General features: G+C 63.6%; 12 protein-coding genes and 2 pseudogenes. 7 read left to right on the top strand and 7 right to left on the bottom strand.

Annotated elements, in window-relative coordinates; translation table 11 throughout:
- Positions 1-135: 135 nt before the first annotated feature.
- Positions 136-1,020 (top strand): restriction endonuclease, encoded by an 885-nt coding sequence (locus tag CL52_RS10720; protein ID WP_043220501.1) that lies wholly within the window; start codon positions 136-138, stop codon positions 1,018-1,020.
- A gap of 84 nt (positions 1,021-1,104) precedes the next feature.
- Positions 1,105-1,779, top strand: coding sequence for a hypothetical protein (locus CL52_RS10725; protein ID WP_043220504.1), 675 nt, complete (start codon positions 1,105-1,107; stop codon positions 1,777-1,779).
- A gap of 81 nt (positions 1,780-1,860) precedes the next feature.
- Here CL52_RS10725 and CL52_RS10730 read toward each other — a convergent pair.
- Positions 1,861-2,765, bottom strand: a pseudogene (locus CL52_RS10730) (LysR substrate-binding domain-containing protein).
- A 117-nt stretch (positions 2,766-2,882) separates the two neighbouring features.
- Here CL52_RS10730 and CL52_RS10735 point away from each other — a divergent pair.
- The 3 genes and pseudogenes from CL52_RS10735 (at position 2,883) to CL52_RS10745 (ending at position 4,865) form a co-directional block, all read left to right on the top strand.
- Positions 2,883-3,604 (top strand): annotated as a pseudogene (locus CL52_RS10735) (FMN-dependent NADH-azoreductase).
- A gap of 76 nt (positions 3,605-3,680) precedes the next feature.
- Complete coding sequence (locus tag CL52_RS10740) at positions 3,681-4,031, top strand: TfoX/Sxy family protein (protein WP_043220506.1); 351 nt, start codon at positions 3,681-3,683, stop codon at positions 4,029-4,031.
- A 138-nt stretch (positions 4,032-4,169) separates the two neighbouring features.
- Positions 4,170-4,865: a GNAT family N-acetyltransferase gene (locus CL52_RS10745; protein WP_043220508.1), complete on the top strand. Its 696-nt coding sequence runs from the start codon at positions 4,170-4,172 to the stop codon at positions 4,863-4,865.
- Between the two features lie 16 nt (positions 4,866-4,881).
- Here the strand turns inward: CL52_RS10745 and CL52_RS10750 are convergent, their stop codons facing one another.
- Complete coding sequence (locus tag CL52_RS10750; RefSeq protein WP_043220510.1) at positions 4,882-5,625, bottom strand: class I SAM-dependent DNA methyltransferase; 744 nt, start codon at positions 5,623-5,625, stop codon at positions 4,882-4,884.
- Between the two features lie 577 nt (positions 5,626-6,202).
- Here CL52_RS10750 and CL52_RS10755 point away from each other — a divergent pair.
- Positions 6,203-8,170: a methyl-accepting chemotaxis protein gene (locus CL52_RS10755; RefSeq protein WP_043220513.1), complete on the top strand. Its 1,968-nt coding sequence runs from the start codon at positions 6,203-6,205 to the stop codon at positions 8,168-8,170.
- A 162-nt stretch (positions 8,171-8,332) separates the two neighbouring features.
- Here the strand turns inward: CL52_RS10755 and katG are convergent, their stop codons facing one another.
- Both katG and CL52_RS10765 read right to left on the bottom strand, forming a co-directional pair.
- Positions 8,333-10,561 carry a catalase/peroxidase HPI gene (katG, locus tag CL52_RS10760; protein ID WP_043220516.1) on the bottom strand — a complete coding sequence of 743 codons (2,229 nt, stop codon included), beginning with the start codon at positions 10,559-10,561 and terminating at the stop codon, positions 8,333-8,335.
- A 223-nt stretch (positions 10,562-10,784) separates the two neighbouring features.
- The gene (locus CL52_RS10765; RefSeq protein ID WP_102847915.1) at positions 10,785-11,231 is read right to left on the bottom strand and encodes an SRPBCC family protein; all 447 of its coding nucleotides are present in this window, start codon (positions 11,229-11,231) and stop codon (positions 10,785-10,787) included.
- 270 nt (positions 11,232-11,501) lie between these two features.
- Between CL52_RS10765 and CL52_RS10770 the strand changes: the two genes are divergently transcribed.
- Positions 11,502-11,945, top strand: coding sequence for a DUF2846 domain-containing protein (locus CL52_RS10770; RefSeq protein WP_052264553.1), 444 nt, complete (start codon positions 11,502-11,504; stop codon positions 11,943-11,945).
- 86 nt (positions 11,946-12,031) lie between these two features.
- Here the strand turns inward: CL52_RS10770 and CL52_RS10775 are convergent, their stop codons facing one another.
- From CL52_RS10775 to CL52_RS10785, 3 genes are read right to left on the bottom strand one after another with little or no spacing between them, the layout of a single operon-like run.
- Positions 12,032-12,355: a DUF3325 domain-containing protein gene (locus CL52_RS10775; RefSeq protein ID WP_043220521.1), complete on the bottom strand. Its 324-nt coding sequence runs from the start codon at positions 12,353-12,355 to the stop codon at positions 12,032-12,034.
- Between the two features lie 2 nt (positions 12,356-12,357).
- The gene (locus CL52_RS10780) at positions 12,358-13,887 is read right to left on the bottom strand and encodes a PepSY-associated TM helix domain-containing protein (RefSeq protein WP_043220524.1); all 1,530 of its coding nucleotides are present in this window, start codon (positions 13,885-13,887) and stop codon (positions 12,358-12,360) included.
- A complete protein-coding gene (locus tag CL52_RS10785) occupies positions 13,884-14,180 on the bottom strand; it encodes an iron uptake protein (protein WP_043220525.1) in 297 nt (98 codons plus the stop codon). The genes CL52_RS10780 and CL52_RS10785 overlap by 4 nt, the downstream gene beginning before the upstream one ends.
- Positions 14,181-14,185: the final 5 nt, after the last annotated feature.

The following is a 14,185-nucleotide window of genomic DNA, read 5'->3' on the forward strand; positions in this document are numbered from 1 at the left end:
GAAAAGGCTTCGCCATTTCCACCCCGTCGTCAACCCAAACGCCGACTATCACCCAAGCGCACAAACCGCTTGCCGATCCCCGCGGCTATCGGCAAATTGCCTGACGCAATCATTTAGCCATCACAAGGACGCGATATGGCTCGCCGCCGCAAGCAATCCCCTTTCGAAGACCTGATCGATCTCGCAGCATTGATGCCCTGGTGGATCACCGTTCCACTGGCGCTCATCGCGTACCTGTGGCTCAACAGCATCGTCACTTCACCAATACCGGCGCCAGCCAATTCAGCCGATTTAGGCAGCCACATGTCCGGCATGATGCTTCGCGGATTGGCGGTACCCGCGCAGTACTTGGTCCCTGCCGCGCTGGTATTCGGAGCTATCGCTTCGATCTTTGGCCGCATGCGGCGCAAGAAGCTCTTCGACTTCGTCGCAAGCAACGAGAACACGCTGGAATCCATAAGCTGGCGCGAGTTCGAGTTGCTCGTAGGCGAAGCGTTCCGACGCAAGGGTTTTACCGTTCAGGAGACTGGCCAAGGTGGGGCCGATGGCGGCATCGACTTGGTGCTGCTCAAGGATGGAGAAAAGTACTTAGTCCAATGCAAGCAATGGCGCCGCCAGCTGGTCCAGGTCAACGTAATACGTGAGTTGTTCGGTGTCATGACGGCCGAGGGAGCAAAAGGCGGCTTCGTCGTTATATCGGGTCGGTTCACCGAGGACGCCAAGGCGTTCGCCCAAGGAAAAAATCTGCAATTGATCGAAGGCGCTGAGCTGAACGACATGATCCGTCAGAGTCGCGCCGCGTCCGCCCGCCAACAGCCATATCCCACGACAAGTCAAACTTCTGGGTCAGCACAGTCTTGTTCCGATGTCACATTGGGCCAATCCAATCAAGCCATTCAGCCAACCTGCCCCACGTGCCAAGCCGTGATGGTGAAGCGCCAAGCTAAACGCGGAAGCAACGCTGGCCGCTCATTTTGGGGGTGCTCGCGCTTTCCAGCATGCAAAGGCGTCCGAGCATAGCAAGGATGATGGAATTCTCTGCTGCGCCTAGATAGGGAACGCCCCCGCAATAACGTGGATTAACTCATTGAGAAATTGATAACGATGTTTACCGACATTAAAGTTGAGCTCAGCAAATTTGACTGGAGCGGAGTATCCGGACTGTCCGACGTGATCATGGTCGTACTCACCCTTGTATTACTCGCAGGATTAAAGCAAGGCTCCAAGAGCATTCGAGAGTCCTCAATTTCGAGGGATGCTGACATTCTCCGCTGGGCCATGTCAGAAATGGATGCGCTCAAGCCTCAGATACGTTTACTGACAGACGCCCACAAAAGGCATCGTTACTGCGGTAAGGCGCACGACCCGCAAGAAAACCCAAATGGCTGGACAGACAAAGAGCTTGAAGCAGCACAGATTGTTGGTGTCAACCTACAGCGCATCGGATACATGGCGCTCCATAATCTCGTCTCAAGAAATCACTTCATGAACATATGGGGACCAATGTATCTGGCCTGCTGGTATTCGCTAGAGCCTTGGGTTAAGCACAAACGAAAGGTGTTGAATGAGCCTACCGAAATTAAGGACGGCGCTTACAGCAGAATATTCTTTGAACAGTACGCACATTACTGCGAGGCAAATCTTCCTCGACGTTTGGTTGACAACGAACGACAGCGCTTTGGTCTTCAGCCCCTACAAGAGACGAAGGTCGGAGTCAGACAAAAAATTCAGGAAATACTAGGCCAGAACGAAGTACTGGATGTTCGCCGCGATAGATAACTTACAAAGACTCACTAATGAAAATATTCGAACTGAGACGCGGCGTCCCCTTTAGGAGCTTCGAACACCACTAATCAATGATTAGGTCATAACCTCACACAACCCACCCGGCACCTTCATCACCCACTCCCTCACCGCGCGAACCGTCGGATCATCCCGACGGCTCTCCGGGTACACGAGGTGAAACGGCTTGCCCGGCATCTCCGGCCCGAATGGCTGCACCAGCCGCCCTTCCCTCAGTTCGTCCTCGATCAACTGCCGACTCATCAGCGCCACACCCTGCGCGCCGATGGCGGCGGAGATGGCGTGGGTCTCGTCGGAGAACACCAGCCCGGCACTCACATCCAGCCCCGGCACGTTGGCGAGCTTTTGCCACGACGCCCAATGAATCGGCGCGGACAAGGCGGCTTGCGCACGGAAGTGGATCACGGGTGTTTGGGCAGCTCGGTTATATCCCGCAAGCCGAGGTGCGGGCTGCAGACCGGGACGAAGGTGTTGTCAAACAGTTTCTCCGCCACCAGCCCCGGCCAGCGGCCGTCGCCGTAGCGGATGGCGATATCCGCCGTGACGCCATCCAGCGCCACCGGTTCATGGGAGGTGTGAAAGCGCAGGTCGATATCCGGATGCGAATCGCGTAGCAGGCAGACCCACGGCACCAACCAGCGCACCGCGATGGCCGGTGTGGTGCTGAGGGTGATCGCCTGGCGGCAGGGCTTCGCGCTCAGGCTTTCGATCGTGGCGCTGATGCTGTCGAAGGCCGTTTCCAGCGTCTGTTGCAGCTCCCGCCCCTGGTCGGTCAGTTCCAACTTTCGTGGTTTGCGCAGGAACAGCGCCACGCCGAGCGACTCCTCCAGCGAACGAATCTGGTGGCTGATCGCCGTGGCCGTTACAGACAGCTCCTCGGCAGCCTGCTTGGCGCTCTCGTGCCGGGCGGCGGCTTCGAAGGCGCGCAAGGCGGAAAGCGAGGGCAACCAACGGTGCGCCATGGCTGAGTTTTCCTCATCTGTATCTGGAAGAAATCGTCGTTTGTCGCCTGTAGAGCCTAACCCTAGGCTGACTCTGGCGCGAATGATAGATGAATTCTTCTACAGAGGAGACTCGCCATGACGCACCTTCTGCACCTCGATGCCAGCGCCCGCCCCGGCCTCGCCGGCAAGGACGAGCACGGCTCCCATAGCCGCAACCTCAGCCAGCGCTTCGCCAGCCAATGGCTGGCCCGTCGCCCGCAGGACGGCGTGACCTACCGGGACATCGGCCAGAACCCGCCCTCCTTCGTCAGCCATGACTGGATCGCCTCGGCCTTCACGCCGAGGAGCACCGGGAGCCGTGGATGAACGACGCGCTGGCCGAAAGCGACAGGCTGGTGGACGAACTGCTGGCCTCCGATGTGCTGGTCATCGGCACGCCGCTCTACAACTTCGGCATGCCGGCGGCGCTCAAGGCCTGGATCGATCAGGTGGTGCGCCTGAACCGCACGGTCGGCATGGACGAGAGCAACCCGCTCGATCCCTACGTGCCCATGCTGGCGGATCGGGAGCGGCACGCGGTCATCCTCAACGCCCGGGGCGGCGTAGGCTTCGGCCCCGGCGGCGCGATGGCGCACATGAACCATCTGGAGCCGAACCTGGCGACCGCGCTGGGTTTCATCGGCATCACCCGCATCCATCAGATCGCCATCGAAGGCCAGGAAATCGGTGGCGAGCTGCTGGCCAGTTCGGTGGCCGAGGCGCTGCATCAGGTCGATACGCTGGTCAGCAGACTCCAGGCAACGGTCGAGGCCCCCTTGCCTGACGCTCACCGGCGGGCGGAGTGCGCTGCGGTGTAGCGGGCCATGCGTGGAAAGCATTCCATTTTCCACGCTACGCTCTACGGCCGACACGGGTGAAGACAGCGGAGCACGCATGGCAACCGATAACAGCTTCATGCAATACGTGGCCGAACAGATCGACCTTGGCGGCCGGCTGAGTTACCGGAAGATGTTCGGCGAGTACGCCGTCTACCTAGATGAAAAGGTCGTCGCGCTGGTCTGCGACAACAGCCTGTTCATCAAACCCACCCCGGCGGCTGCAGCGCTTGCGCCGCAGCTGCCGCAGCGGCCGCCCTACCCCGGCGCAAAGTTGTATCCGGTGGCCGACGAGCTACTGGACGATGCCGACGCGCTGCGCCGCCTGGTGATCGAGACGGCGCAGTACCTGCCGGTCCCCGCACCGCGCAAGCCGAGGAAGAAAAAGCCAGGCCCAGCGCCAGGCTGAGCCGCTCGCCAGCCGACATCGGCGCCCCGGCCGAGCCAGGCCCGTTCACGGCGGCTGGGCGCCGGTTCGCCCACGAGCCCTCGCCTGGCCTCTGCCGGCCGGTACAATGCGCGCTCCTTGCCGCGCTCGGGAGCCGCCATGTTCACCCTCACCCATCTCGTCACGTCGCCGCCGGAAGCTCTGAAAAGCCAGCTGCTGCAGATGGTGGTGGATTACTTCAGCGACATCAGCGCAGTCTCGCTGCAGCCCGACAACCCCATGTACCCACTCTATCAGTACGTCGTGGGCCTGGAGGTGCATCGCTATCTGGAGCGCATGGAGGGCGCGCAGCCCGGCCAGCCGGAGCTGATCCTGGCGCTGGATGCCGAAGACCCGGCCCTCCTGCTCGGCTTCGCACTCTACCTGCCCTCGGTGGATGACCCCGAGGCGTGCGCGCTGATCTATCTGGCGGTGCAGGCTACCCATCGGCGGCACGGCATCGGCCGCGCCATGGTCGGCGAAATGCTGACACGCTACGCCCACGCGGAAGTGGCCTGCGTCGCCGGCAAGGCGCCGTACTTCCAGGCGCTGGGCTTTCATCCGCTGGCGGTGCGCGGGCCGCAGGTGGTGCTCAATACGCAGAGCCAGGCGTCGCACGGCTTGTTCGCGGTGCAGGATCTGCAGCCGATCTTCCAGACCCTGGAGGTGCGGCAGATTCACAATTACCTGCTGCAGCAACACGGCACCAAGGCCATGCGCGATGCCGAGAGAAAGCGCGATCGGTTGCTCGATCAGCTGGCGCGAGAAGCCGGCCACCTGCTCGCCACGTCGGCGTCGACGGGGCGCCTGCACTGATTCGCGCCGGGCACGGCTAACGCTTCACGCAGGCGAATATCGCGTTACCGGACGTGCCGTCCCAGGGCAGGATCTTCTGATAGTCGTGCTCGAGCACCTCTACGTCGAAGTACGGCTCCAGCAGTTCGCGCAACTCGCCGAAGCTCACCGCCACCATCGCGTGCTCATCCTGCCAGACCTGGCTGGCCCCACCCGCCGTCCGCTCGATGCGCAACCGCAGCGATTGCCGCTCGCCATGGCCGCTGTAATACCAGCCCGAACTGAAGCCGAGCAGACCATCGGCATGGCAGGCGCTGTGCGAAACGAACGAGGCGTTGTCGATCCGCTGCTTGTCCACCGCGTTGAAGCAGAACAGCCCCTGCTCGGCCAGGGCGTCATGCACGCGGGCGATGCAGGCCTCGAGCCGCTCGAGCCCGGCGCTGTAGTGGATGGAGTAAAGAAAGCAGGTGATCAGGTCGACCGGCCGCTGCACGCTGAAGCTGCACATGTCCTGCAGCGAAAACTGCGCCTCGGGGCAGCGCAGGCTCGCCCGATCCAGCATTGGCTGGTTGATATCCAGGCCGGCGCTGTCGTAGCCGGCATCGATGAAATGCCGCACATGCGGCCCGGTACCACAGGCGAGATCCAGGTGCCGCCTGCCGCCGTTGCCGAACAGCTGCTGCAGGCGATGGACGCAGTGGCTTTGCGCGCCGTAATCGATATCGGCACACATGAGGTCGTAGTAACCCGACAAGTCGGTGTAGATGGCGGTGCCGGGCATGATGACCTGCTGTCTGGACGGGGCGCTGGGGGTGCGCATCATAGCCCGGCGCTCGGCGGCAAAGAATGGGCAGACCCGACGCCAAGCATGGCGACGCGCACCGCATGGCTAGCGCGACGTACGGTCTGGCGGCGAACACCTGACCGGACGACGAAGACCATGGGCACCGCATAAGTTCGCCCAGATAACCGGCCGGCCCGCGGGCGGCCGCCAACTGGCCGCGAGACACCGTAGGGCTGAACCGCGGCAGCCGCGAGATCAGGCCCCCACTTATCGCTACGGCGCGCAAGGGCAACAGAAACTGGTCGCCCCGTCCATTTCGGGCATCGTGAACGCTCCAGCGTGCCCTGCATTACAGCGTCCATACGCGGCCAACGTATCGGAAGAACGGCTTTGGTTGCACCTCAAGCCTCGGCAGGCCCATGCCGATAACCTCTTGCCGGCCGCGACTTGCCAGCGATCGATTCGGTCGGGCGCGCGCGGGCGCAAAGCGTATTGGATTGCGCGAGCCCTCCCCTGAGAACGAAGCGCTAGTTGGCGTGGGTGTCTTGATGAAATGGCCAGAGGCCGTTGAACGATGAAAATCAAACACAAGTTGCTAGCAAGCTTTCTGATCGCGACGCTTGTTCCCGTCCTCGTCGTGGCGCTGTTCACCATTCGCAACGTTACCGAGGAAGCCAGGGTCCAGTTCGAGGAAAGCAGCAGCCTGGACGTCAAACTGGTCAACAACACTTTCGAGACCTTGTTCGATTCGGTTAATCACACCGTGTCGGCGATGGCCGACTATGCCGCCGTACGCGATACGGAGAGTGGCGAACTGACCACCTACTTCGGAGCGCCCCGCAAGCCCGGCGCAACCGCCACGGCCAACGGGGGCCGCGAGAAACAGATCTTCGATTACTTCTCCGGCATCGGTAACAACAACCCGAACTTCGGCTACGTCTACATGGGCGATGCTCAGGGTGGCTACGTGGAGTGGCCGGGCACCGCAGACTACGGCGACTGGGATCCGCGCGGGCGCCCCTGGTTCACGCTAGGCAAAGACGCCAATTTCCAGCTGACGCGCCTGGATGGCTATTACTGGGAGCCGGACGACGCCGTATACGTATCGGTGATCAAAGCCTTCAAGGACCAGGCGGGCCAGTTCGCCGGAGTCGTGGCGACTGATGTGTCGCTCAAGGCGCTGACCGACATGGTGCAGAAAATCCGCTTTGGCGAGACCGGCTTCTTGATGCTGGTGGAGAGCAGCGGCACCTTGCTGGTCGACGGTCACCAGCCCAAGAACAACTTCAAGAAGCTCAGCGAGCTTTCGGGCGACCATTTCTCGGCCATTGCGCAGAAGGACAATGGCGTGATCGAGGTGACCATCGATGGCGTCGACTACCTGGCCAACGTCTTCACCTCACCGACCCTGGGCTGGAAATTCATCGGCTTCATGCAAGTCGACGAAATCCTCGCCGGCGCCCACAGGCTGGCCTGGTTGACGCTGGTCGCCTGCGCCGTGATGGTGGTGCTGTTCGGTGTCGCCGGGGTGATATTCGCCAACCGCATCGTCACCCCGATCAACCTGGTCAAGGACGGTCTGCGCACGATCGCCCAGGGCGAAGGTGACCTGACGCATCGGCTGCCCGTGCTGGCGCGCGACGAAACCGGCGAACTGGCCAAGTGGTTCAACCAGTTCATCGAGTCAACGCAGTCGATGATCACCGTCATCAAGGAAAACGCCATCAGCATCGATGGCGTTTCAAGCCAGACCAACGAGCGCACCACTGCCATGACGGACAGCTTGCAGCGGCAGTCGAGCGCGGTGGAGCAGATCGTCACCGCGGTGACCGAGATGGCCTCGGCGGCAAACGAGGTGGCGCACAACTGCGTCAGGACGGCGGAAGTCTCCGCGCAGGGGCTGGACGCAACGCGCAACGGTAAGGAAGTGATCGCCCGCAGTACCGCAGGGGTGAACGATCTGGGCGCCAGTATCCAGGGCTCGAGCGAGGTGATTCGGGAGCTCGAGCGCGAGACGGTGAGCATCAACACCATTCTGTCGACCATCCAGCAGATCGCCGAGCAGACCAATTTGCTGGCCCTCAACGCGGCCATCGAGGCGGCGCGTGCCGGAGAGCAGGGACGCGGCTTCGCCGTGGTGGCTGACGAGGTGCGCAATCTGGCCAAGCGCACCCAGGATTCCACCGGCGAAATCAACAAGATCCTCAACCTGCTGGTCAGCCGCATCAGCGAGGTGACGTCGAGCATGGATCACAGCCTTAGCGAATCCAGCAAGGCCATCGAGCTGGCCAGCGACGTCATGGGCGCGTTCGAAGAAATCGAGAATGCCGTTCAGACGATCCGCGACATGACGACACAAGTCGCCGCCGCCACCGAGGAACAACACTTGGTGACCGAGGACATCAACCGCAACGTGGTCGCCATCAGCGACGCGGTTGCCCAGGTATCCACCCAGGCTGCGGAAGTCGAACGCTACTCGCAGGAACAGCGCAAACTCAGCAGCGCACTTCGGCAGCTGGTGGGCCGGTTCCGCACGCAGTAACCGTTAACGGCCAGCCCTTCGGGGCTGGCCCGCTCGGCTGAGCAAGGACCTTGCGCACGGGCACAAGACAACTGCATGCGCTTCCCCCGTGCTGATGGGCCCCGGCGCCCAACCACGGCTAATCGCACAAAGCAGCGGCGCCCTGAGGCGCCGCCGCCCTTCTTACGCCGAGAGCTTCTGGCTGAAGTTGTCGGCCGGCTTGCCGATGTCGAGCCGGTCGGCGTTCATCACCTTGTCCCAGGCCTTGACGAAGTCGTGGACGAACTTCTCGTTGCCATCGGCCATGCCGTACACCTCGGCCTGGGCACGCAGTTCCGACTGCGAGCCGAAGATGAGGTCGACGCGGGTAGCCGTCCAGGTGGGCTGGCGAGTCTTGCGGTCCAGGCCCTGGAAGCGGTTCTTGTGCTCGGTGGCGGTCCACTCGTTCTTCATGTCCAGCAGGTTGACGAAGAAGTCGTTGGACAGCACGCCGACGCGCTGGGTGAACACGCCTTCCTGGCTACCACCGGCGTTGGTGCCCAGCACGCGCATGCCGCCAACCAGCACGGTCATCTCCGGTGCGCTCAGGCGCAGCAGGTGCGCCTTGTCCACCAGCGCTTCCTCCGGCGCCATGAAGCTGGACTCGTGGTAGTTGCGGAAGCCATCGGCCGCCGGGCGCAGCGCTTCGAAGGACTGCGCGTCGGTCCACGCCTCCTCGGCATCCATCCGACCTGGCGTGAACGGCACGCTGATGTCCACGCCGCCGTCCTTCGCCGCCTTCTCGACCGCCGCACAACCGGCTAGCACGATCAGGTCGGCCATGGAGACTTTCTTGCCACCGCTGGCCGAAGCGTTGAACGCGTTCTGGATCTCGCCGAGCTTCTCCAACACCTTGGCCAGCAGTGGCGGATTGTTGATTTCCCAGTCCTTCTGCGGGGCGAAGCGGATGCGTGCACCGTTGGCGCCGCCGCGCTTGTCGGAACCCCGGTAGGTCGAGGCCGAAGCCCAGGCCACCGACACCAGGTCGGAGACGGAAAAGCCCATGCCCAACAGCTGTTGCTTCAGTGCGGCGATGTCGCCCTCGTCGATCAGCGGATGGTCGCACTCGGGAATCGGGTCTTGCCAGATCAGCGGCTCCTTCGGCACCAGCGGGCCGAGGTAGCGGCCGATGGGGCCCATGTCGCGGTGGGTCAGCTTGAACCAGGCCTTGGCGAAGGCGTCGGCGAACTCGTCGGGGTTTTCCAAGAAGTGCCGGGAGATCTTCTCGTACTCAGGATCGAAGCGTAGCGACAAGTCCGTGGTCAGCATGGTTGGCTTGCGCTTCTTGTTCGGGTCGAAGGGGTCCGGAATGATTTCCGGCGCGTCCTTGGCTTCCCATTGGTGCGCGCCGGCCGGGCTCTTGGTCAGCTCCCATTCGAAGTTGAACAGGTTCTCGAAGAAGTAGTTGGACCAGCGCGTCGGGGTCTGGCTCCAGATCACTTCCAGGCCGGAGGTGATCGCATCGGCGCCGATGCCGGTCTTGAATCTGCTGCGCCAGCCCAGGCCCTGATCCTCGATCACCGCGCCTTCCGGTTCCGGCCCCATCAGCGAGGGATCGCCGGCGCCATGAGTCTTGCCGAAGGTATGGCCGCCAGCGATCAGGGCCACGGTCTCGTAATCGTTCATGGCCATGCGGGCGAAGGTTTCACGGATGTCGATGGCCGCGGCCTTCGGGTCCGGATTGCCGTTGGGGCCTTCCGGATTCACGTAGATCAGCCCCATCTGCACCGCACCCAGGCCGGGATGCAGCTGGCGTTCACCGCTGTAGCGTTCGTCGCCCAGCCAGGTGCCTTCCGGCCCCCAGTAGAGCTCTTCCGGCTCCCAGGTATCGGCGCGCCCGCCACCGAAGCCAAAGGTCTTGAAGCCCATGGATTCCAGCGCGACGTTGCCGGTGAGCACGAACAGGTCGGCCCAGGACAGCTTGCGGCCGTACTTCTGCTTGATCGGCCAGAGCAGGCGCCGCGCCTTGTCCAGCGAGGCGTTGTCCGGCCAGCTGTTGAGCGGGGCGAAGCGTTGCTGGCCGCCGCCAGCGCCGCCGCGGCCGTCGGTGATCCGGTAGGTCCCCGCGCTGTGCCAGGCCATGCGGATGAACAGGCCGCCGTAGTGGCCGAAATCGGCTGGCCACCAGTCCTGCGAATCGGTCATCAGCGCGTGCAGGTCGGCGATCACCGCGTCGAGATCGAGCGAATTGAAGGCGGCGGCGTAGTCGAAATCGCCGCCATAGGGGTTCGAACGCGGCGAGTGCTGGTTCAGCGCCGTCAGGCTCAGCGCCTCGGGCCACCAGTCGCGGTTGGTGATGCGCTTGCGGGGCTGCCCGGCACCATGGCCGAAGGGGCAGCCGCCAGAGGTGTGTTCTCCGGATTCGGTAGTCATGTCATTTTCCTCCAGGATGGTGATGCGCAGGCTCCGCTGAGAAAAACCCTAGCATCCACCGGCCGGCCCGCAGGGGCACCGCCCCTGGGCCGGCGCCTCCCAGCGATCCCGTAAAAACCCTGTAAACCTCTAGCTAGAGCGCCTGGCAACCAGGCCCAGAGCCACGATGAAATCTCCCTATCGGCGCGATAGGCCGCCCCGTCAGCCCCCTGCGCGGCCACGCTCATTCGTCAGGGATGTCGGCCTCCACGAGCTTGCCGAGCAGGATCAGCGACTCCTGCCAGCCGAGGTAGCAGGCTTCGACCGGGATGGCATCGGGAATGCCGTCCTGCACGACGTTCAGCTCGGTGCCACAGGCCAGGGTCGCCAGGCTGACGGTGACCTGCATATCCCCGGGCAGGTTCGGATCCTCGAAACGATCGACATAGCGAATGCGTTCGTACTCGACCAGCTCCAGATATTCGCCGCCAAAGCTGTGGGTCGTGCCGGTGGTGAAGTTGGTGAACGACATGCGGTAATGGCCACCAACCCGGGCATCGCTCGCGTGCACCTTGGCGGTGAAGCCGTTGGGGGGCAGCCATTTGCACATGGCATCGGGATCGAGAAAGGCGCGATAGACACGCTCTGCCGGCGCTCGCAAGACGCGGTGCAGGCGAATGGTACTGGGCATGAACATTCCCTCGAGCAGGTTGCAGGGCTGGCACGGGCCAGACGCAGGTACATGCCCGAGCGTAGAAGCAGACGGCCGTGATCGCTGCGGCGCCGGTCGCCTCCCTAGACGCCCCGGCTCTCGCGTCGCCCAAGCTCGATGTCTGCGAAAAGCGAGATGCAGCGCACAAGCCAGGCGAGCGGGCTTGCGCCTGAAGGGATTGGCGTTATCGTGCCGACGCTGGCCTTTTGATGGCACAGCACTCTGCCAAACACTCAGGAACGAGTAAGCATGTTCAAGTATTTGATGATGAGCGCCGCAGCACTGGGCTTCGCGGTCATGGCCGGCTGTGCGTCGGTACCGATGGAAGCGCCGGAAAAGGACCAGGCATTCAAGGCCTTCCCTACCCCGCCGCAGGATCAGGCCGGGGTGTATATCTTCCGCGATTCCATGCTCGGTGCAGCGCTGAAGAAGACCGTGAAGATCGATGGCCAGGTGATCGGCGAAACCGCACCGAATACCTACTTCTATCGCACCGTCACCCCTGGCCCGCACCTGTTGGCGACCGAGTCGGAATTCAGCGACAACACGCTCGAACTGAACGCCAAGGCCGGCCAGAACCACTACGTCCGCCAATCCATCAAGATGGGGCTGTTCGTCGGTGGCGCCAAGCTCACCGAAGTGTCGGACGAAGAAGGCCGCAAGGGCGTTCTGGACACCAAGCTCGCGCAGTAAGCCTGCGCCCGTCCGGCGCGCCGAGGTGCGCCGGACAACGCCCACCTACCGACCGCCCAACGCGCCCACCTCGATTCGCCCCGCTGCTAGAGCAACGCCTGCAGGCCTCCACCGGCCAACAGCACCGGCGCCAAGGGCAATGCCCAGCGCACCCGCCAGGCCATGACGATCGCCAGTAGCAGCCCGGCAAGCATGATCTGCCCGAGCCAGAGCACCGCGCCGATTTCGCTTCCCTGACGAACGACGCACGCCCACAGGGCCAAGCCCAGAAATACAGTGGCCTGCAGCTGCAGCGCGAGCCTGCCCGGTACGCGTCGCTCGGCCGACAGCAGTGCACCGCGGTGCCGAGAGAGCGTCAGCGACAGCAGCACCATTGCCACATAGGCCAGCCCGAATGCCAGAAGCCACATGCTCATGCCTCCCTTGTGCGCGGGGTTCGGCGGGGCCTCGCCTCGGCCTCGTGCGCGTCACCCCGCAGACGCCAGGCGCCGGCCGCACAGGCCAGGCCGCTGGCGATGAAGAACACCTCCACCGAGGCCAACGCCCAATCAGCTCGTTGCAAGCTGGCCAGCAGGTTTCCGCCGGGCGCGGCCACGGCATCGATGAGCGGCAACCCCAGCGCAAGCAAGGCGCCCAGCACCAGTTGCTGGCGCAGCAGCCGACGGCTGTCGCGGCGCTGCAGCAGCGCCCAGACAGCGATCAGCAGCCAGGCAAGCGCAAAGGCCCAGCCCTCGGCCGCGGCTCGCTCGGCAATGCCCGAGGGAATCAGCCGATTGCTCCATAGCAGCGCCAGGCTGGCCAGGGGCAGGCCGGCGAAGACGGCGGCATTGAGCGCGCGGACGGCATCGAGACGGCCCGCGCGCGACTCGCGCTTGGCCAGCCAGACCTGGACGCCGGCCACGAGCATGGCGCAGCCGGACAGCCCCATCAGCAGATAAAGCAGGCGGACCAGGGAGCCGCCGAACTGCGCCATGTGCAGCCCGGCCATCCAGATGTACGCGCGATATCCGGTCGACGCCTGCTGGCGGTGAAGGCGCTCGCCACTGGTCGCATCGAAGCTGAGCGTGTCCTGTGGCGAGCCGATGCGCGAACGATCCCGGCGGCGCACATCGACCACGGCAGAGGCGTCGCCCGGGTGATGGACGCTTACCCAGCCGACCTCTCCCGCCCCCCATTCCCGGCGCGACTCGGCGATCAATGCATCGAGCGACCAGGGCGCACCGGCGGGCTCGCCGAGCTCTTCGCGGTGATAGGTGCCCATGACCTCGCCGAAGTACTGGGTGGCGTTGCCGGCGTAGCTGATCTGCGCCGCCGCGGGCATGTACGAGGCGACGAAGATGGCCACCCCCGTGTAGGCCAGCACCAGATGGAAGGGAAAACCCACCACGCCAAACAGATTGTGCGCATCGAGCCAGGCGCGTTGGCCGTTGGCATTGGGCCGCAGGGTAAAGAAGTCCTTGAAGATGCGCCGGTGGATGATTACGCCCGAGACGAGCGCGACAAGCATGAACATGCCGGCGATTCCGACGATGTACATGCCCACATCGCCGGCGTGGAGGTTGTAGTGCAGCGTGAAAAAGAAATCGCCGCCCACGGTTTCGCTCATCGGTACGGCACGGGCGCTGCGCGGATCGAAGGCCACCGCATGCCGCGCCTCGCTGCCATCGACCTCCCAGCCAAGGCGCCAGTAGGGCTGGCGCTCGGTCGGGCCGTGCATCCAGAACGCGTGCAATTTCTCGCTGACATTCTGCTCCAGCCAGCCGCGCACCGCATCGGCGCCAAGGCTCGTCACGGCGCCGCTGTGCAGTTCCGGTCGCATCCAGCGGTCGAGCTCCTTGTCGAAGCAGGCGACGGTGCCGGCAAACAGAATCACGAACAGCAGCCAGCTCGGCAGCAGCCCGCCCCAGGTATGCAGTTCGGCCATGCGTTGACGCAGCGTCATGGGCGCACGCTCCAGTCACCGGCGAGCCACGCCGCCAGGCCCAGCACCGCGCACAGCCCCACGAGCACCATCCACAGGCGCGCCTGATCGCGAGCGGCGAACACGTAGATGACCACGGCAGTCCACACGGCAAAGCTGGCCAGGCTCGAAAAGACCACGCGATCAGGGCGGGCCAGCGGTAGATAGATGGCCAGGAATGCCGTCGTCGCATAGGCCACGGCATAGCCACCGACCACCGCGGCAAGCACCCGCGAGGCAATGGACAGGGGGCTTACGGGAGCCGAACGACTCATCAGAC

The organism is Stutzerimonas balearica DSM 6083 (genome assembly GCF_000818015.1).
Lineage (GTDB): Bacteria > Pseudomonadota > Gammaproteobacteria > Pseudomonadales > Pseudomonadaceae > Stutzerimonas > Stutzerimonas balearica.

Bases quoted from the DNA above. Each gene is read 5' to 3' on its own strand.
- CL52_RS10720 (WP_043220501.1), top strand. From the start codon at position 136: ATGGCTCGCCGCCGCAAGCAATCCCCTTTCGAAGACCTGATCGATCTC.
- CL52_RS10725 (WP_043220504.1), top strand. From the start codon at position 1,105: ATGTTTACCGACATTAAAGTTGAGCTCAGCAAATTTGACTGGAGCGGA.
- CL52_RS10740 (WP_043220506.1), top strand. From the start codon at position 3,681: ATGGCAACCGATAACAGCTTCATGCAATACGTGGCCGAACAGATCGAC.
- CL52_RS10745 (WP_043220508.1), top strand. From the start codon at position 4,170: ATGTTCACCCTCACCCATCTCGTCACGTCGCCGCCGGAAGCTCTGAAA.
- CL52_RS10750 (WP_043220510.1), bottom strand. From the start codon at position 5,625: ATGCCCGGCACCGCCATCTACACCGACTTGTCGGGTTACTACGACCTC.
- CL52_RS10755 (WP_043220513.1), top strand. From the start codon at position 6,203: ATGAAAATCAAACACAAGTTGCTAGCAAGCTTTCTGATCGCGACGCTT.
- katG (WP_043220516.1), bottom strand. From the start codon at position 10,561: ATGACTACCGAATCCGGAGAACACACCTCTGGCGGCTGCCCCTTCGGC.
- CL52_RS10765 (WP_102847915.1), bottom strand. From the start codon at position 11,231: ATGCCCAGTACCATTCGCCTGCACCGCGTCTTGCGAGCGCCGGCAGAG.
- CL52_RS10770 (WP_052264553.1), top strand. From the start codon at position 11,502: ATGTTCAAGTATTTGATGATGAGCGCCGCAGCACTGGGCTTCGCGGTC.
- CL52_RS10775 (WP_043220521.1), bottom strand. From the start codon at position 12,355: ATGTGGCTTCTGGCATTCGGGCTGGCCTATGTGGCAATGGTGCTGCTG.
- CL52_RS10780 (WP_043220524.1), bottom strand. From the start codon at position 13,887: ATGACGCTGCGTCAACGCATGGCCGAACTGCATACCTGGGGCGGGCTG.
- CL52_RS10785 (WP_043220525.1), bottom strand. From the start codon at position 14,180: ATGAGTCGTTCGGCTCCCGTAAGCCCCCTGTCCATTGCCTCGCGGGTG.